Origin of the sequence: Sphingobacterium sp. SGR-19 (assembly GCF_011043555.1) — a bacterium.
In the GTDB taxonomy this organism is placed as follows: Bacteria; Bacteroidota; Bacteroidia; order Sphingobacteriales; family Sphingobacteriaceae; genus Sphingobacterium.
In genome coordinates, this window is sequence record NZ_JAAKGS010000005.1 from 263,219 (window position 1) to 281,133 (window position 17,915).

Below are 17,915 nucleotides of genomic sequence, written 5' to 3' on the forward strand. Positions count from 1 at the left end.
ACTAAATTATGCAAAAGAATAATCAAAATATAGGATTTTATTTCATCGCTATCATGTTTGGGCTAATCGGTACTATGCAAGAGGCTTTGCCCCAACAAAAGTACCCGCAATTTGGTATAGACCCTTTAAAGGATGTCATCGCGGCGATGACGATAGACGAGAAGGCTTTGATGGTGACGGGAGCAAAACGTCGGGAAGTCTATCCAACCGCCTTGCCGGGCAAAAAACAGAAAAATATTGTAGCAGTAGGTGGATATACCTATCCTTTTCTGCGTTTAGGGATACCACCCATTTATCTGTCTGATGGGCCGGCGGGTGTACGTATTGCGCCAAGACGTTCAGGTGACAGCCAAACGTATTACGCTACGGCTTTTCCAGTTGCCACATTGGTGGCTTCAGGATGGGATACCTCGCTGTCTAGGGAAATAGGGGAAGCCATGGGACACGAAGCGCTTGAATATGGCGTGGATATCTTACTGGCCCCTGCCATGAATATTCATCGGGATCCGTTAGGCGGGAGGAGTTTTGAATATTATTCCGAAGATCCCTTATTGACAGGTAAAATGGCGTCATCATATGTGCAAGGAATACAATCCCAAGGCGTAGGAGCCTCTATAAAACATTTTGCAGCCAATAATCAGGAAACGAGCAGACGGTATATCAACACCATCGTATCCGAGCGCGCATTGCGGGAGATATATTTAGAAGGGTTTCGTATCGTGGTACAAGAAGCAAAACCTTGGACAGTCATGTCCTCTTACAATAAAATAAATGGTGTATATACGCCGCAAAGTAGAGAATTGCTCGTCGATATCCTGAGAAAAGAATGGGGATTCAATGGTTTTGTGCTAACGGACTGGTATGGGGGAGACGATCCGGTTGAACAGATGAAAGCGCATAATGATTTGCTGATGCCGGGGTTACAAGTATGGACGGATACGATTGCAGATGCATTGCGCAACGGAAATCTTAGTATGGACGTAATCGACCAAAATATAGAAAATATACTCAACGTAGCATTAAAAACAGGTACGGTAAAAGATTATCCCTATACGGAGAAGCCCGATTTTGAAAAGAGTAAGGAAGTCGCACGACGGGTAGCGCGGGAGAGTATGGTTTTGTTGAAAAATGAACAGCAGACGTTGCCTATCCAAGCCGGATCTACATCAATAGGCTTGTTTGGCAATTATAGCTACAAAAATCTGCCCGGGGGAACAGGGAGCGGAGCGGTCAATTATGAGCATGCCGTGTCTGTTGCGGAAGGATTGAAGGAGGCCGGATTTAAACTAGATCCGGTTTTAGAAAAAAAATATACGAGCCATCTGGAAAAAGGAAAGCCCTTGCGGGATAAGGCAGATAGCCTCATAACGGCCATGCCCCCAAGGGATAGCATTTTAAGTGAATTAGCGTGGGATAATCATGAAATTGAAAGAAGCGCCAAGGAAACCGATATGGCCATTATCACGATTATGCGCATCTTTGGTGAGGGCGGTGACCGTCATGTCGATCATTTTAATTTAACAACCGAGGAGCTGTCATTAATCGATCGTGTATCGGATGCATACCATGCTCAACGTAAAAAAGTAGTTGTTCTACTGAACGTTGGTGGTGTTGTGGAAACGGCATCTTGGAAGGATAAAGTAGATGGTATATTGTTGACCTGGCAATCTGGCCAGGAGGGTGGGCACGCTGTTGCGGATTTAGTCAGTGGTAAATTTACCCCCTCGGGAAAACTCCCCACTACATTTCCCGTACGCTATGCCGATGCTCCTTCTGCCAAAAACTTCCCTGGTACCCCTATCGGGAATCCAACAGAAGTTGTTTATGAAGAGGATATCTATGTAGGTTACCGATATTATGATACATTTCGTGTTCCAACATCGTTTCCCTTTGGTTTTGGACTTTCATATACGTCCTTTACCTATACTAATTTCAAAATTGAAAAAGGAAAAGGGGGAAGTGCGACACTGCTGGTTACGGTGGAGAATACAGGTCGATATCCGGGAAAAGAGGTCGTCCAGGTATATGCAACGGCACCTTCAGGTAAATTGGAACATCCCGAAAAGGAACTGAAAGCTTTTGCGAAAACGAGATTGTTGCAACCCGGTGAGCGCGAAACGCTTCGTTTTGAGATTACCCCTCGTATGCTTTCTTCGTTTGATACGGGCGCTTCTGCTTGGGTGGCAGAAAAGGGTGTTTATGATTTGATGATAGCGGTGTCCTCCGATACTATAGTAGCAAATGGCAAATTCCGCTTAGCGAAATCGCAGATAACGGAAAAAGTAAGTAAATCGTTGATTCCGCAGGTACCGATAAATATATTGCGGCCCGTTAAACCGCAATCATAAGTATAATAAAGAGGATCAAAAAGAGAATGGCAATAATTAAACCGGTTTGGATCACGATATGTATGCTGATCGTTGTCCACGTGCAGGTGGGTAGTGCCCAACAGCTCGTTGTCGCACCATCGAAAAACTATGTACAAACGCCAGAAGGAAAACCATTTATATGGATTGGCGACACAGCATGGGAATTATTTCATAAATTAAATAGAGAAGAGGTAGATCATTATTTAACGGTGCGGATGAAACAAGGATTCACCGTTATCTATACGGTAATATTAGCGGAACATGAAGGATTAACGCTACCTAATGCCTATGGTGAAGTTCCATTGTACAGACAGGATCCGGCTAAGCCTAACCTTCGATACTTTGAACATGTGGATTATGTCATCAACAAGGCACAAAGTTTGGGACTTCGTTTAGCGATATTACCTACCTGGGGGAATAATGTTCAAAATGCAAGAGATGGTAACCGTTCTTATATCTTCACGCCTAAAAATGCCTATCAATACGGTAACTTTCTTGGTGACCGCTATAAAGATAAACCCATTATCTGGGTACTCGGAGGAGACCGTAATGTGGATAATGATCAAGCAAGGCTTATTTGGGATAAGCTAGCGGAAGGAGTCCGGGCAGGCAATGATGCCAAGCAATTGATAAGTTATCATCCGGCTGGAGAAAGCAGTTCTGCTTATTGGTTTCATAAATCTACTTGGCTGGATTTTAATATGTACCAAACGGGCCATGCCCGCCGATCGATACCCGGCTATCAATATGCAGAGGCACACCGTCTGTTAGATCCGCAAAAGCCGTTTCTAGACGCGGAACCGGCCTACGAAGATATTCCTATAAAGTTCTGGGAATACTTATCAAAAAGATCACCAGAGGAACTTATCGGGTCGGTATTCGATACGTCGGGAATAATCATAAACAGGGATTATTTCGAGGCAGGATTTTTTACTGATAAAGACGTGCGCCAACAGGCATATTGGGGGCTTTTGTCGGGGGCAATGGGATTTAGCTACGGGAATAACGCCGTATGGCAATTTGTAGGCACAGGGAAGAAATGGGTGATTCCTAGTTTGTATACCTGGCAGGAAGCACTCACAAGGCCGGGCGCCGAACAAATAAAGCATCTTCGGTTTTTTATGGAACGTTGGGGTTTTTCAACCCAGATTCCGGATCAATCATTAATTTATGGTATTAATCGGCACGGGACATCACACATCAGGGCAGCGACGAATGCGGATAAGTCCTGTGTATGTGTCTACACGCCAGTTAATCAAGTGATTGTGTTGAATTTGTCCTTATCTGCCGACACCGTTTATAAAGTCAGTTGGTTTGATCCTCGTCATGGTGAGATACAACATGAAGAAAAAGTAGTATCAAAAGGGCCTGTGGAATTCAATCCGCCAGCTGCGATGGATGATTGTCTTCTAATTTTGGAATTAAAGAAGTAGCGTTTTTCAAAGAATCAACATATGCAACGTAGAACAGCTCTAAAGCAATTATTTTTCATAGCAGGCGGAATAGTACTGTTTCCATCATGTTGGGGAAGGGCGAATAAAGCTTCTATCGCCCTACGTAAACTGCATATTAATGCGGAGCAAGAAAATCTCCTGGCCGAAATAGTGGAATCCATTATACCCGAAACCGATAGTCCGGGAGGAAGAACACTTCATCTACACCTTTTTGTACTAAAAATGATTGACGATTGCCATAGCGAAGAAGACCAGCAGGTTTTTGTTCAAGGACTGAAGGATTGGGATCAGGAGATGAACGATACTGTCGGAAAGTCTTTTTTGCTTGCTAGCTCGGATCAACGACAATCTTACCTGATGGATATCGAAAAAGATAAGGCACATCCATTGTCTGGCTTTTTTATGATGACAAAAAGAAGAGCTATACAGGGATATTTGAATTCGGCGTATGTAATGAAAAATAAGCTGATATACGAATTAGTTCCCGGACGCTATAATGGATATGCAAAAGTTTGAATAAATATAAAGGACGTAATTTAAGGAATGGCAAATATCAATATAGATAGCATAAAGGAACGGACTTTTGATGCTATTGTCATCGGATCAGGAATTAGCGGCGGATGGGCGGCCAAGGAGCTCTGTGAAAAGGGATTACGAACACTGGTTTTAGAACGAGGACGGGATGTAAAGCATGTAAAGGACTACCCTACAACCAATATGTATCCTTATGAGTTTGAGCATCGGTTAGAAATGCCGTATGAAGATAAGCAAAGGAATCCGATTGCCAATCGCTGTTATGCTTATCGAGAAGATTCCGCACACTTTTTTGTCAAGGACGATGAACACCCCTACATTCAGGAAAAAGAGTTTGATTGGATTCGGGGATATCAAGTAGGAGGAAAATCTCTTTTATGGGCGAGACAGGTGCAACGGTGGAGCGATTTTGATTTTGAAGGCCCGGCCAGAGATGGATTTGCTGTGGATTGGCCGATACGCTATCGCGATCTCGCCCCATGGTATGATCATGTAGAGCGCTTCATTGGTGTCGCAGGCAATCGGGATGGTGTGGCTGAGCTTCCTGACGGGGACTTTTTGCCCGCTTATCCGCTAAACGCAGTAGAAAATCATTTTAAGCGTATCGTAGCATCGAAATACGATAACCGTCATGTAATAAGCGCGAGATGTGCCCATCTATCTCAGCCGGCACCCATCCATCTAGAACAGGGACGTGTCCAGTGTCAAAATCGTGTCCTTTGTCAGCGAGGTTGCCCCTTTGGCGGATATTTTAGTAGCAACGCGTCTACGTTGCCCTGGGCAGAGAAAACGGGTAATATGACTCTTCGGCCGTTTTCTGTCGTGGAATCCATCATATATGATGAGCAAAAGGGCAAGGCGGTAGGGGTGCGGGTAATTGACACCAATACCAAGGAAGCAACCGATTTTTATAGCCGGGTGATTTTCGTCAATGCCTCCGCCTTGAACAGCAACCTGATTCTTCTTAACTCGATTTCAAACCGTTTTCCTAATGGATTGGGCAACGATAATGGATTGCTTGGTAAGTATATCGCATTCCACAGTTATACGGCGGTCATAACCGGCGAATACGATGGTGAGTTGGCATACCGTACCGATGGGAGAAATCCAGCCGGAGGGGGATACATACCCCGATTCCGCAATGTTTACAGACAGGAAACCGATTTCTTACGGGGCTGGGCAGCGACATTTAATGCCAGCAGGAACCCGTCTACGGATACTTCCCGTGTCGGTCCATCACTGAAAGATCGATTACTGCATCCAAAACTGGGAAATTGGCGGGTAGGTTCGCATATGATGGCTGAAACTATTCCTAAAGAAAACAACAAAGTGTGGCTCGATACGGCAAAAAAGGATCAGTGGGGAGTTCCATTGCTGCATATCGATGTAGCATATGACGACAATGACTGGAAAATACGAGCAGACTATTTTGAGCAGATGACAGCGATGTTTGAGGCTGCCGGGTTCCAGAACGTTAAAACGAGAAACGACGATCGCCGCCCCGGAAATGATATCCACGAGATGGGGGGAGCGCGTATGGGGCACGACCCCAAAACCTCATTGCTCAATAAATGGAACCAACTGCACAGCTGTGAAAATGTCTTTGTAACTGATGGCGCTTGTATGACATCCACTGCTACACAGAATCCCTCGTTGACTTACATGGCACTGACAGCTAGAGCTGTTGATTACGCACTTACGTTGATGAAAAAAGGTTTTTTGTAGAAAATTTCTTATTCTTCATTTGTTTAGTTATCTTTAGTAACTAAACAAGTGAAGAACCTTTCATGCTCCAATCTAAATTCTTTGATTTCCGGCAGGATATCAGCCCGTCAGTAAGAACGATCGGGGGCGGCTACCTTTTTTTTTGCCCTTAAACCATCATTATCGTATAGGTAACAATCTAGAGGCCATTTTTATGGAACTGGAAGAATGCGTTCTTCTGGAATTAAAGGGAACTATTGATCCAGACGGAATTCGCGTTGACCCCGCTATGGGTGAGATTAGTTTCTGGCAATTGTACCAATTTATGAACAGCTCCCAACTTTATTTACCCCACAGCCTGCCTTTGAGCGATAACCGCTGTATCTCTTTTTCGACAGCGACACAAAAGTTCCGTTGCTGCTGAACCAGGGAAAGCAGTGGGCCGTGCTTATCGGTTATAAAATCGATGCCGTAGGCAATTTGCTCAAAGAGTTTCCGATGTTGGCGAGCTTAGCCTACGCGAACGAATCGCCCAACACGAACGCTTATTGGGAGCCGGATATCAGTATCAACCATAGTCTACGGGACGCGTGGCATCGACTCAGCAGACCGGAATATCTTCCTTTCCGCGGTAAGGGCGAACTCTTGTTGGACGTTTGTCGGCTACTGGAGGAATACTGTCGACAATTAGATCGTCAAGCAGACCAAAACGAACGAAGCCGGCTGGGGCTGTACCATAAGGCATTGGCGTATATCAATGAAAACGTGTTGGATTCCATAAATAAACATGATGTTGCGAAAGGGTTACAAAAAGTTTAATTTTTAACAAAAAAAAGTATCATGAGTAAAGTAACATTAAAAACTGGGGGAACCAGTAACGGAGAAGCACAGTTTGTTAGATTCGTTGAAAACATCATTGTTAAATTAACAGAAAACGCAGATTTGTTTACGGATGTAGATCCGAGCATTGCCGATCTGGAACAGGCGCTGGCCAAAGTCAAGCAGGCGCAGGCCGATGCGGCGTATCGGGACAAGCGTTTTGTCGTTCTCAAAAACCAGGCTTTTGCGGCGTTGAAGACCATGGTCTACCACCTGTACCTCTATGTAGAGCGTCAGGCAAACGGCGATGCAGCAATTATTTTAGCGGCAGGCTTTAAGCCGTCAGCACGAGGCACCATCGGCCCCGAACCGGCACCACAGCCAAAGTTCCTTTCGGTAGAAGTCAATGCGCGTATATCGGGGGTAACCACGCTGAAGACTGCCTACTGGAAGGGTAAGCTAGCCTATCAGTTTGAATACCGGAAGAAAAACAGCGACGCCGAATGGACAAGGGTGATAAGCTCCAGATCTAAAGTGACCATGACCGGACTGGAACCGGTACAGGAGTATGAGTTCCGTGTCGCTTATATCGGTAGGAACCCGCAGATGACCTATAGCGATGTCGTGCGTTCGTACGTGTTTTAAACGTTGATACGTAATCTTGGCTATCCCTGCATCACGGGATATGATGTCCTCTTCGGAGTGGGATAGCCACTTTTTGGAAAATAAATAGACAACATATATAAAGACAATTGTTCGCCCACACCTGCTAAAAGATATTATCTTGGAATTTGATGACGCCAAGGAGCAGCCAGACTACGAAAAAGAAGCTTTAGCACGCTACTACGAAGCACATGATGTAGTCTGGGATCTGAAGCAGCGCCTGGAGTATTTGGCAAAAGGGCTGTTGGCCGTACGGGAACAAACGGCCGAAAGCGACATGGAAGCCCACCGCTTAAATCAAAGTCTGGCATTCGGGGAAGACAGCCTGGGCTTATCCGATGGAAAGAATCTGCCTGAAATAAATGGTGAATTTACTATTGACGTGACAGGTTTGTTTCAGGATCTAGAAAAGCACAATCTAGGGGTGCAGGATTTGTATACCTTAGTGGATGACATGACCCAACGCTACAATAATGAAATAGACCTGATCGATCCGGCCGACGAATACCAAGAGCATTGGCCGGTGCATGGTCGGTATTTTGGTATATTCGACGATGTGTACCCGCGCTATGAGGAGCTCTCGGTTAATATCGTTTCGCTGGACGATGAGGAACAGCTTTTTTTGGAGATCTATGGGGAGTTGTCTGACATGTACCAGCGAAACTTGGATTTTGCGAAGGAAGTATTTGAATCCTATCGGCGGCTGATCGAGCTGGTCGATCCGATGTATAAACGCGCGTCGATTGCGATGGCTGCTATGCAACGGAAGACGCGAGGTCTTAACAATTAACGGGTTGCCCTTTCATACTTAAAAAATTAAAAAAATAATTTTGCAAATCAGATTTTACCCCTATATTTGCACACGCAATAAGCAAAAGGCTTGGAGAATTAGCTCAGCTGGTTCAGAGCATCTGCCTTACAAGCAGAGGGTCACTGGTTCGAATCCAGTATTCTCCACATAAGAACCTTGGGAGATTAGCTCAGCTGGTTCAGAGCACCTGCCTTACAAGCAGGGGGTCACTGGTTCGAACCCAGTATCTCCCACAATCCAAAAAAGTCCTTTTTTGAGAAAAAAGGACTTTTTTTATGCAGTCTCGCATAATCAAAGTCCATTCAATTTCCTGTTTGTGTCCCGGGATCTAACTCTTACACTACCCCCAGATACACCGAGTCAGACAACTTATCGGTTAGCGTGTTTTTGGACCCCACGTAAACGTGAAATGGGACTTTTCCCATCATCGTGTTGCCAAACGGTTCCCATGCATAGGAGCGAGCTGATAAATCAGGGCCTGAAGACAACAAATCGAATATATTTTTTCCATCGTAAATGGCTGCGACAAATATTTCGTCACGGAGGCCGGTATACGACGAGTCCCATTCAAAAACCAATATTTTTCCCTCCCGCCTCACCTGAGGGTTCCTTGGGGGTGTTTGTTCTCCACGGAAGAGCAATACCTTTTCCGGATTGACGTACGGAGCGTTTTCATTATCTGCATCATAATCCAACGCATTTTTAAATATGTAGGATTGTGCTTGCTGAAAAGAGCCGATTCGACTGCCAGAAGGAGCCAGATCCTTATATCCCCAATTGATAATCGGTTTAATAGGACGAAGAAATTGTGAAACCACTTTCATCCGTTGTTGATTTAGCGCTGCCAATTTGGTCGGCTTACGTTTAGGACGGGATGGGAGGCTGCGGACGATCGCTTGACCATTTAATTCATAGCCCACGACATTTCCAACTCTACCTGAGAAAGGCCCATGTATTCCATCTTTAAGAATTGCCATATCTGTATTTTTTATGTGATGCTTCGTAAAATGTGTATAACGTATATATTGATAAAACTAATACTAAAGTAGGTAAAATAAAATTATAAAAAGATAAAATAGGGAGATAATAGTGGTTTACCTCTATAAACCCTCTATTAAACCACTATATAAACTCTTTATAACCTCTAAAAATTATAAAATAATCTCCCGTGAATCCGGTCCGCTACCGTTATGATTGTTCTATGTGCTTTCCCTCACGGGCAGGATATCGATTTTTCATCTATCTTGTTCTACATATAAACAATATAAAATTTTGCTATATATTTGTAAGATGAGTACTAGAGGTCTAAATAGCGATTTACAAAAAATATCCACGCCGACCATGGCCGATATTGTAGAGGTTAAGTTAATTGAATTTTTAAAGAAAAAAGCATTCCAGCCAGGCGATGCCTTGCCAAAAGAACTTGAGATGGCCGAGGCTTTAGGCGTGAGCCGAAATGTAGTTCGCGAAGGGCTTAGCCGTTTGAAGATGCTTGGCTTGATCGAATCACGGAAAAAGAGAGGGATGGTATTTGTGCATCCAGATATTTTGGGTTCTTTCGAGAAGGTACTAGACCCCATTATTATGGATCATACCACACTGAAGGATATATTTGAACTTCGGCTCGTATTAGAAATGGGGCTCGCGGAACTATTGTATCTAAAAAGGACAGATAAAGATATTAAAGAACTCGAAAGAATTGCTAAAACCCAAGACATTGAGGACAACACTTTTCGGATTAAACAAGAAATAGCCTTTCATGGAAAGCTTTATGAAATTACGGGGAACGAAACATTAAAGCGTTTTCAGATTATGCTACTCCCTATTTTTGGTTATGTCACAGCCATGGAGGATAAGCCACTTAGAGGCAAAGTTAGTCATTTAGATTTAGTTGAAATACTAAAGCATGGTTCCAAAGAAGATTTCAATAAAGGTATGTTGGAACATCTTGCTCCCCATCTTGATCGCTTAAGGGATTTTTAAGTCCAAAAAACCAATTACTAACTATTTAATGAAAATTTAATCAAAATTTTTTTTGTTTTATGGTTTAAATGCATACATTTGATATGTAGAACATATAAACATTAAATTATAAACTAAATTAAGATGAAAACAAACGTTTTAAGCACCCTATTTCTTGTGTTTTTTTTGCTTTCTTCTGTCGCATTTGGCCAACAAACTAATTTCAGGATTACAGGTAAAGTCGTTTCGAAGAATGGCGGGCTTGCGTTACCGGGAGTCAGTGTTCGGTTGAAAAACCTGTCGATGAGCTCGACGACCGATAGCAATGGAGAATATACGATCGATGTGCCATCAGATGGCGGCGTGCTCATTTTTACCTATATAGGTTTCCATACCTATGAAGTAGCCGTTACTCAGGAGAGTCGGGTAGACGTATCGCTAGAGCCGGAATCGGAATCTTTAGACGAGGTTGTCGTAATCGGTTATGGCGTGCAGAGCCGGGAAACGGTGGCTACTTCGGTGACTCGCATCAGCGAAGAAGAGTTTGACAAGGCACCCGGGCAAAACCCGATGCTTCAACTTCAGGGTAAAGTCGCTGGCCTGTCTTTGCAAGTTTCTGATGGTCAACCTGGTTCTAGCCCGCAGATCTTTATACGAGGTGGTAGTTCGACGTCTCCCGAAAGTGATGTTCCTTTATTTATTGTGGATGGGCTGGTCTCTCAGGGGACCCGTAGCATAAGTGACCTGAATCCGGATGATATTGAGTCCATTACTGTCTTAAAAGATGCAGCCTCGACGGCTATTTACGGTGCACGAGCAGCAAATGGGATTATTATCGTGACGACGAAAACGGGTAAAATTGGCAAGCCAACAATTAATGTGCGATATACACACGGGATTGAAGAACAGCTGAGTCGTTTACCGTTGTTGAATGCGCGGGACTACGTATATCTGACGCGTAAGAATACGATGGATTTTAATAAATCAAATCCAGATTTCTATCTTACCGGTGGCCGGTATGGCATGTCAACAGGTAATCCGAGAAATTCAAAAAATACATTGGAGTTTCTGGACGTATACCTTCAAAATTACGGTCAGGATTATGTAGCGGACTTATTAGGTAATCAAGGTTGGGAAACGATGATTGACCCCGCTACGGGCAAGAAATTGATTTTTCAAAATAACGATTTTCAAGAGGCTACTTTTCAGGTAGGAGGGAAGCAAGAAGTCGATTTTGATATCAGTGGGGGTACCGAGAAAGCAAGGTATTACTTTGGTTTGGGGTATTTAAATCAGGACGGAATTGTACGGGGCACCAATTACAAAAATTACAGTGCTTTATTCAATGGTGATTTTAAATTGAGTGACCAATGGAGTGTAAATACGAAGTTTACTTATCAACTGCGGGATGCCAATACACCTAACAACTATGAGTGGGTGTTGTCAAGAAGTGTATTGATGCCGCCTACCTATCGCCTTTATTATGAGGATGGTTTGCCGGCGCCAGGGGAAGGTGTTTCGTCGTTCAGAAATCGCCTGCACGAGATCTATTATAAAACGAAATATAACGATGCCGAGGTATACCGAACGAGTTTTCAAGTGGGTGCCAACTGGGATATCATCCCTGGACTCTCATTTAAACCTTCCGTATATTATTTTAGCGCAGAAGGTGTCGAAAACTACTTCGAGGCGTACAACGAGACCGTAACAAACAGACCGGCTTCGGCGCGACATAACTTAGACAGACATCTTCAGGCGGATGGATTACTATCTTACGATAAACAATTCGCTGGTTTACATAATTTCAGTGCAATTTTAGGGGGAAGTTATTACCATGATTATAGCTACCGTATGACTGGAAGTGGTCGAGAAGCATTGACGGACCATATTCCTACATTAAACGCGACTTCGGAATTGACACAACGTGTAACTACAAGCAAAGGATACGAAGCCATGTTGAGTTACTATGGCCGGGTCAACTATGACTATGATCGCAAATATATACTATCTGCTAGTATGCGGATGGACGGTTCTTCTAGGTTCGCCAAAGATAAACTGTGGGGTTATTTCCCGGGTATGTCGGCCGCATGGAACGTGCATCGCGAAGACTTCTTCCAAGCCCTTTCTAATACAGCTGTGTCACGCTTAAAGCTTCGCAGCAGCTGGGGAAGAACTGGAAACAATAATATCAATCCCTTAGACTCTCGTGGACGTTATCAGACCGGATATAGTTATATGGGTAATGTGGGCATATTGAATACTATTCTGATGAATAATACCTTAGTATGGGAGCGTACAACATCTTTTGACGCAGGTTTGGATGTAGGTTTGTTTGGTGACAGAGTTTCGGTCTTGGTAGACTACTATAATAAAGTAACCGATCATCGACTATTTGATAAGCCACTTTCATCGCAGCTCGGTTTTGGTTCTATCAAAAGTAATTATGGATCTATCCGTAATCGTGGTTTTGAAGTGGAATTGCAGGCCACTCCGATCCGAAATGAGAATTTTACATGGGATTTGAGTACCACGTTCTCTTTTAACCGTGCTTCGGTGATTAAACTTCCTGAAAATGAAGAGGATAAAAATAGAATAAACGGTAACTTCGTTTACGACCCTGTCTTAGGAGACTATAAAAAGGTAGGTGGTCTTGCGGAAGGGGAACGTTTCGGCGGAAGATGGGCGTATCATTACCTCGGCGTTTATCAAACGGACGCGGAGGCTGCCAATGCGCCACTGGATCGAAATGCTTCGGGAAGAACGAAAACAGCAGGTGACGCAAATTTCGAAGATTTGGATGGTGATGGTGTATTAGACAACAACGATATGGTCTTTATGGGGTATATCCGACCGGATAAAATGGGAGGTATGGTCAATAATTTCTCTTATAAAGGGTTGTCGTTACGTTTCGTCATAGACTGGTCTGTCGGTCACGTTATCGACAACGGTTTTAAAGGAAACGTCATGGGAAGTAGCCGGAACAATAACAATGCTTTTAAGGAAGCGATGACCGAAAGCTGGCAAACAGAAGGGCATGATGCGAAGTACCCAAAGTATACGGTGCAAAGTGACTACGATTATAACTTTAGGAATCATATGCGTTGGGATAATGGGCTTGGAAATACAAGTGGGGGGAGCAACAACAGTCGCTATTATGGCAAGGGAGATTACCTCGCTTTTCGCGAAGTGTCTTTAAGTTACCGGATGAAAAATGAGTTTTTGAAAAAAGCAAGAGTGCAGGGGTTAGAAGTTTTTGGCGGGGTTTATAATCTTGGTTATATAACGAAGTACGATGGTATGATGCCGGAGATATTTGATGGTGCTGATTATGGTACATATCCAAGACCAAGACAGATTAACTTTGGAATGCGCGCTACGTTTTAAAAATCAAATAATTTAATTCAACTGAAATGAGACATTACATTAACATATACACGCTTATTATCGGCATTTTAGTGTGCTCCAGCTGTGATAGCTTATTAGAGGTGGATACCGTCTCTGATATTACGAACAATGACTATTGGCAAAGCCAAGGGGATATGGAAAGTTATCTCTTTGGAATCTACGATCAATTTAGAAATGTGAACAATAATACCAATTATTTTGAGGATCGAGGGGATTCTTTCGTCCCCGGTATGGAGGGCGGTCCTTCAAATGCTTGGAATCAAAATCTGACCGACCAAAATGCTCCCAACTGGCTTAGTTTTTATGGTGTCATCCAACATTGCAATTTATTATTGAAGTATTCCGAACAAATTAATTTCGGAATACAGGCAGATAAGGACCGTATTTTAGCCGAAACTTACTTTATGCGTGCGCATACCTATTTTAGTTTACTGCGTATCTGGGGGGATGTACCGTTAGAACTGGAACCTACAGAAAGTGACAGCAAGCCGCAACTTCCCAGAGCACCCAAGGAAGATGTCATGGATCAGGTGCTAAGTGATATAAACAGAGCGATTGAATTATTTCCGGAAAGCGGATTTAAAAATAAGAGCAGAGCTTCCAAACCAGCTGCTTATGCCTTAAAAGCAGATGTTCTATTGTGGAAGGCGAAGGTATTAAATGGTACGGATACGGATCTACTGGAGGTAATTGTGGCTGCGGATGCTGCAAGCGTTGGAACAAGTTTGGAAGAAGATTTTGAAAAAATATTTGACAATGAGAGTAAAAATGGGAGAGAGATTATCTTTTCGATCTATATGCATCGGGATGAGAAAGGTGATCATTACAGTAGTCAGTTGAAACCACGAGATGTGTTTGTACAGAATGCTGTCAATGTAGGTGATATTGCTTTTGCCAGAAGTGGAGCCCGCAGCCAATATGCACCGTCTCCGAAATTGCAGAGCGTTTTTAAAGAATATGCCTCGGATATCCGTCGGTCAAAATCTATTATAGAAGCTGTTGCGCCCGGCGACGTATCTATCGGTTGGTTTGATAACAAGATGCGAGGAAGTGTAAATGCAGGAAACCGCTACTATGATTCGGACATCGTGGTTTATCGTTTGGCCGAGATGATCCTATTTAAGGCTGAAGCTTTGGCTGCCTTGAATCGTACCGGCGAAGCGATAGACGAATTGGATAAAATAAGAGCCCGGGCCAAAATTGGAGATTATACAGGTGCAACGGATAAGATTGCGGTGGAGAGAGCTATTCTTCGGGAGCGGTTTAGGGAATTCTATCTGGAGCTCAAGCGTTGGCCTGATTTATTGCGATTTCATTTTGGTGGTACGATCGATGTATATGGTGAGGTTCCTAATTTGAGCGGGACGACCGTTCCTTTATATTCTCCTATTCCGAAAATACAGATTGATAGGAACCCTGAGTTGAAACAGACGGATGGTTACGAAAAATAAAAATAAAAAAAGATGATTTTAAGGAAAAAGTTAGCAGCGACTATTATTCTATTGTTTTGTTTAACGATGGTTGGAGCGTTTGTCGCTTGTAAATCGGAAACACCTCAGCCTGTCGTCAAACCAGGCGATAACAAAGGGGAAGATGACGACGACGATCCAGAAGATACGTTTAATTATATTTTCAAAGAGAATACAGGTGGTTTTCAGGTGTATCGTATTCCTGCTATTGTCAAAACAAACAGCGGCAAGCTGTTGGTTTTCGCCGAAGCCAGAAAGTTGCGAAGCAACGGGGATACGGGTGATATTGATATGGTTTTGAAGATATCGGAGGATAACGGAAAAACATGGGGAAATATGATCACGATCTGGGATGATGGTATGAATACGTGTGGGAATCCGGTTCCTATTGTCGACAAAGTGACGGGGAAGATCCATCTATTGATGACTTGGAACCATGGTAGTGATGACTGGGGTGACCTGACTACCGGACAGGGTGAGGATACTAGAAGGGCGTATTACACGTCTTCCGACGATGAGGGAATGACTTGGAGCGCGCCTGTAGAAATTACATCGAGTGTCAAAGCTCCTGAATGGGACTGGTACGGAACCGGTCCTGTCCATGGTATCCAGATTACAAAAGGGACCTACAAGGGGCGATTGGTAGCGCCTAATTATTATACCGTACGCGTGGATGGTCAACGGAAGGACTATTCTCACGCCATTTATTCGGATGACAACGGGCTTACCTGGAAGCCGGGCGCTCGGACAACAGCGGATAAAGTAGGCGAATGCACCGTGGCTGAACTGTCGGATGGACGGCTGATCATGAATCATAGAGTTAGTTCAGGAAATGTGCGGAAATATTGTATAAGTGACGATGGTGGGGAAACTTGGGGTGAGATGAAAACCGACTACTCTTTAGTAGATGCTATTTGTCAAGGAAGCCTCTTTTCCGATCTCTTCGATGGTAAGCACCATTTATTTTTTGCAAATGCAGCGAGTGTAGAACGGAAAAATATGACCGTAAAACTCAGTACTGACGGTGGTTCAAGCTGGGCGAAAAAGACACAGGTCCACGCAGGCCCTTCAGCCTACTCGGATATGACGGGGACAAAAGATGGTAACCTAGCGCTCGTTTATGAAGGAGGTACCGGCAGACCATACGAAGGAATTGCGTTTAAACTGTTGGTACTAAGTGACTTTAAGTAATAAATGTACTAATTAACAATTATAGACTATGACAACTAAATTTTCACTAGTTATCTATATTGCATTACTGGGAATATTTTATTCCTGTAAGAAAGAAAATGATATAGAGCGATTGCAGGCGGACTTCGTAGCCGAATCGGAGGTGATTCGGGTGGGAGAGCCTGTTACTTTTTCAGATATCTCGACAGGGAAAATTACCAAGTGGAACTGGAAGTTTGAAGGTGGTAACATCGGAGAATCTGTTCTTTCGAGCCCAACGGTGGTGTTCGAACAACCCGGGAATTACGAGGTATCGCTAGAAATATCGGATGGTAGAGGGACTTCACTTCTTACGAAAGAGATTGCTGTTGGTTACAACAGCGTTGAGGCCTTATTTGAAGCTGATCAAACCATAATTATACAGGGCGACGAGGTTAGCTTTACGGATTTATCGGTCGGATTGATTGAAAACTGGAAATGGGAATTTACTTCGGCCGAAGGTGTCGTAGTGACATCGACCGAACAGCATCCGAAACTTCATTTTAATGAAGTCGGCATCTATCAGGCAAAGTTGACAGTAACTAATCCTGATTTCTCGGACGTGGAAATTAAGGAGAACTTTATCGAAGTATTAGACGCCAGCAATTTAAGTGTGGATTTCACATCGAGCGCAACGGGCACCTACGAGGGTCAGAGCATAACGTTTACAGCCTCTTCGGTAGGGTCAGTAAACAATTGGCTATGGGAGTTTGAAGGCGGATCACCAGCCACTAGTACGGATGAAAATCCTACCGTTACGTATTCTCGGCCTGGTAGATATAAAGTGAAGTTAAGCGGAACGAATATCGCCGTAACGAAAGAGAAGGTTAGAGAAGGATACATTTCGGTTGTACCCGGCGATCAACTAGCTGCTTATTTCCCATTCGGAGGTAGTTTGAATGATGTGGGACCCCATAAGTTCGTCCCTACCGTAAAGGGCACGGTTACGAGCGCCGGGATTGATAGAAAAACACATGAGAATAATGCAGCTGTGTTTAATGGAAGCAGTGGATTGGTTGTGGCGGATCATGCAGCTATGAATTTTGGAACGAATGATTATTCTGTCTCTGTCTGGGTGAAAACAACGTTGACTAGGCGCATGATGATCTGGCAGGAAAGTGGTGATCAAGGTAGTGGAGATAATCAGACGTGGCTACGTCTAGGTGCAAACACAACTAGCCAGCTCGTCGGATTTGCTACGGAGGATAGTAATGGGGGATCATTCCTCGGTATGAGTGAAGCAGAGAAAGGTAAACTCTATGATAATGTATGGCACCATGTGGTTGCGACGCGGAGTGGCTTGAAAACAACCGTTTACATTGATGGCGTAAAAGCGAAAGAGGTTACTTCTACTAAAGGAATTAAGAACGTATCCAATGGTGGGGACTTTAAGATAGGAATGCAACGAGGGGCTACGAGCGATAGTAACTACTTTGACGGTATGTTGGATGATTTGGTGATTTATAATAAGGCGTTAACTGCGGCTGAGGTAGCAGCTCTTTATAATTTTTAGCTA

At 43.7% G+C, this 17,915-nt stretch carries 13 protein-coding genes and 2 tRNA genes; 14 read left to right on the forward strand and 1 reads right to left on the reverse strand.

Translation table 11 applies throughout. The features are described from left to right. Window positions 1-8: 8 nt before the first annotated feature. The 9 genes from G5B43_RS11830 to G5B43_RS11870 all read left to right on the forward strand — a co-directional run bounded on the left by G5B43_RS11830 (window position 9) and on the right by G5B43_RS11870 (window position 8,587). Window positions 9-2,348, forward strand: coding sequence for a glycoside hydrolase family 3 C-terminal domain-containing protein (locus tag G5B43_RS11830; protein ID WP_206367333.1), 2,340 nt, complete (start codon window positions 9-11; stop codon window positions 2,346-2,348). Between the two features lie 26 nt (window positions 2,349-2,374). Further along, window positions 2,375-3,802, forward strand: a complete 1,428-nt coding sequence (locus tag G5B43_RS11835; RefSeq protein ID WP_165294956.1) for a glycoside hydrolase family 140 protein — start codon at window positions 2,375-2,377, stop codon at window positions 3,800-3,802. A gap of 21 nt (window positions 3,803-3,823) precedes the next feature. After that, window positions 3,824-4,339, forward strand: coding sequence for a gluconate 2-dehydrogenase subunit 3 family protein (locus tag G5B43_RS11840; protein WP_105718320.1), 516 nt, complete (start codon window positions 3,824-3,826; stop codon window positions 4,337-4,339). Window positions 4,340-4,366: 27 nt separating this feature from the next. Next, window positions 4,367-6,082: a GMC oxidoreductase gene (locus G5B43_RS11845; protein ID WP_165294957.1), complete on the forward strand. Its 1,716-nt coding sequence runs from the start codon at window positions 4,367-4,369 to the stop codon at window positions 6,080-6,082. Window positions 6,083-6,475: 393 nt separating this feature from the next. Next, a complete protein-coding gene (locus tag G5B43_RS11850; RefSeq protein ID WP_165294958.1) occupies window positions 6,476-6,880 on the forward strand; it encodes a hypothetical protein in 405 nt (134 codons plus the stop codon). Window positions 6,881-6,901: 21 nt separating this feature from the next. After that, the gene (locus G5B43_RS11855; protein ID WP_165294959.1) at window positions 6,902-7,525 is read left to right on the forward strand and encodes a fibronectin type III domain-containing protein; all 624 of its coding nucleotides are present in this window, start codon (window positions 6,902-6,904) and stop codon (window positions 7,523-7,525) included. 139 nt (window positions 7,526-7,664) lie between these two features. Continuing rightward, window positions 7,665-8,333 carry a hypothetical protein gene (locus G5B43_RS11860; protein ID WP_165294960.1) on the forward strand — a complete coding sequence of 223 codons (669 nt, stop codon included), beginning with the start codon at window positions 7,665-7,667 and terminating at the stop codon, window positions 8,331-8,333. A 92-nt stretch (window positions 8,334-8,425) separates the two neighbouring features. Beyond that, window positions 8,426-8,500 (forward strand) — tRNA-Val (locus tag G5B43_RS11865). 12 nt (window positions 8,501-8,512) lie between these two features. Continuing rightward, window positions 8,513-8,587: transfer RNA gene (locus G5B43_RS11870), tRNA-Val, on the forward strand. 102 nt (window positions 8,588-8,689) lie between these two features. Here G5B43_RS11870 and G5B43_RS11875 read toward each other — a convergent pair. Then, window positions 8,690-9,331, reverse strand: a complete 642-nt coding sequence (locus G5B43_RS11875; RefSeq protein ID WP_165294961.1) for a DUF6266 family protein — start codon at window positions 9,329-9,331, stop codon at window positions 8,690-8,692. Window positions 9,332-9,644: 313 nt separating this feature from the next. Here G5B43_RS11875 and G5B43_RS11880 point away from each other — a divergent pair, with 313 nt between their 5' ends. The 5 genes from G5B43_RS11880 to G5B43_RS11900 all read left to right on the forward strand — a co-directional run bounded on the left by G5B43_RS11880 (window position 9,645) and on the right by G5B43_RS11900 (window position 17,912). Next, entirely contained in the window at window positions 9,645-10,337 is a 693-nt protein-coding gene (locus tag G5B43_RS11880) for a FadR/GntR family transcriptional regulator (RefSeq protein WP_165294962.1), read from the forward strand. Window positions 10,338-10,460: 123 nt separating this feature from the next. Further along, window positions 10,461-13,700, forward strand: a complete 3,240-nt coding sequence (locus G5B43_RS11885) for a SusC/RagA family TonB-linked outer membrane protein (protein ID WP_165294963.1) — start codon at window positions 10,461-10,463, stop codon at window positions 13,698-13,700. A gap of 26 nt (window positions 13,701-13,726) precedes the next feature. Beyond that, window positions 13,727-15,172, forward strand: coding sequence for a RagB/SusD family nutrient uptake outer membrane protein (locus tag G5B43_RS11890; protein ID WP_165294964.1), 1,446 nt, complete (start codon window positions 13,727-13,729; stop codon window positions 15,170-15,172). Between the two features lie 12 nt (window positions 15,173-15,184). After that, window positions 15,185-16,381: a sialidase family protein gene (locus G5B43_RS11895; RefSeq protein ID WP_165294965.1), complete on the forward strand. Its 1,197-nt coding sequence runs from the start codon at window positions 15,185-15,187 to the stop codon at window positions 16,379-16,381. Window positions 16,382-16,409: 28 nt separating this feature from the next. Then, window positions 16,410-17,912: a PKD domain-containing protein gene (locus G5B43_RS11900; RefSeq protein ID WP_165294966.1), complete on the forward strand. Its 1,503-nt coding sequence runs from the start codon at window positions 16,410-16,412 to the stop codon at window positions 17,910-17,912. Window positions 17,913-17,915 lie beyond the last annotated feature (3 nt).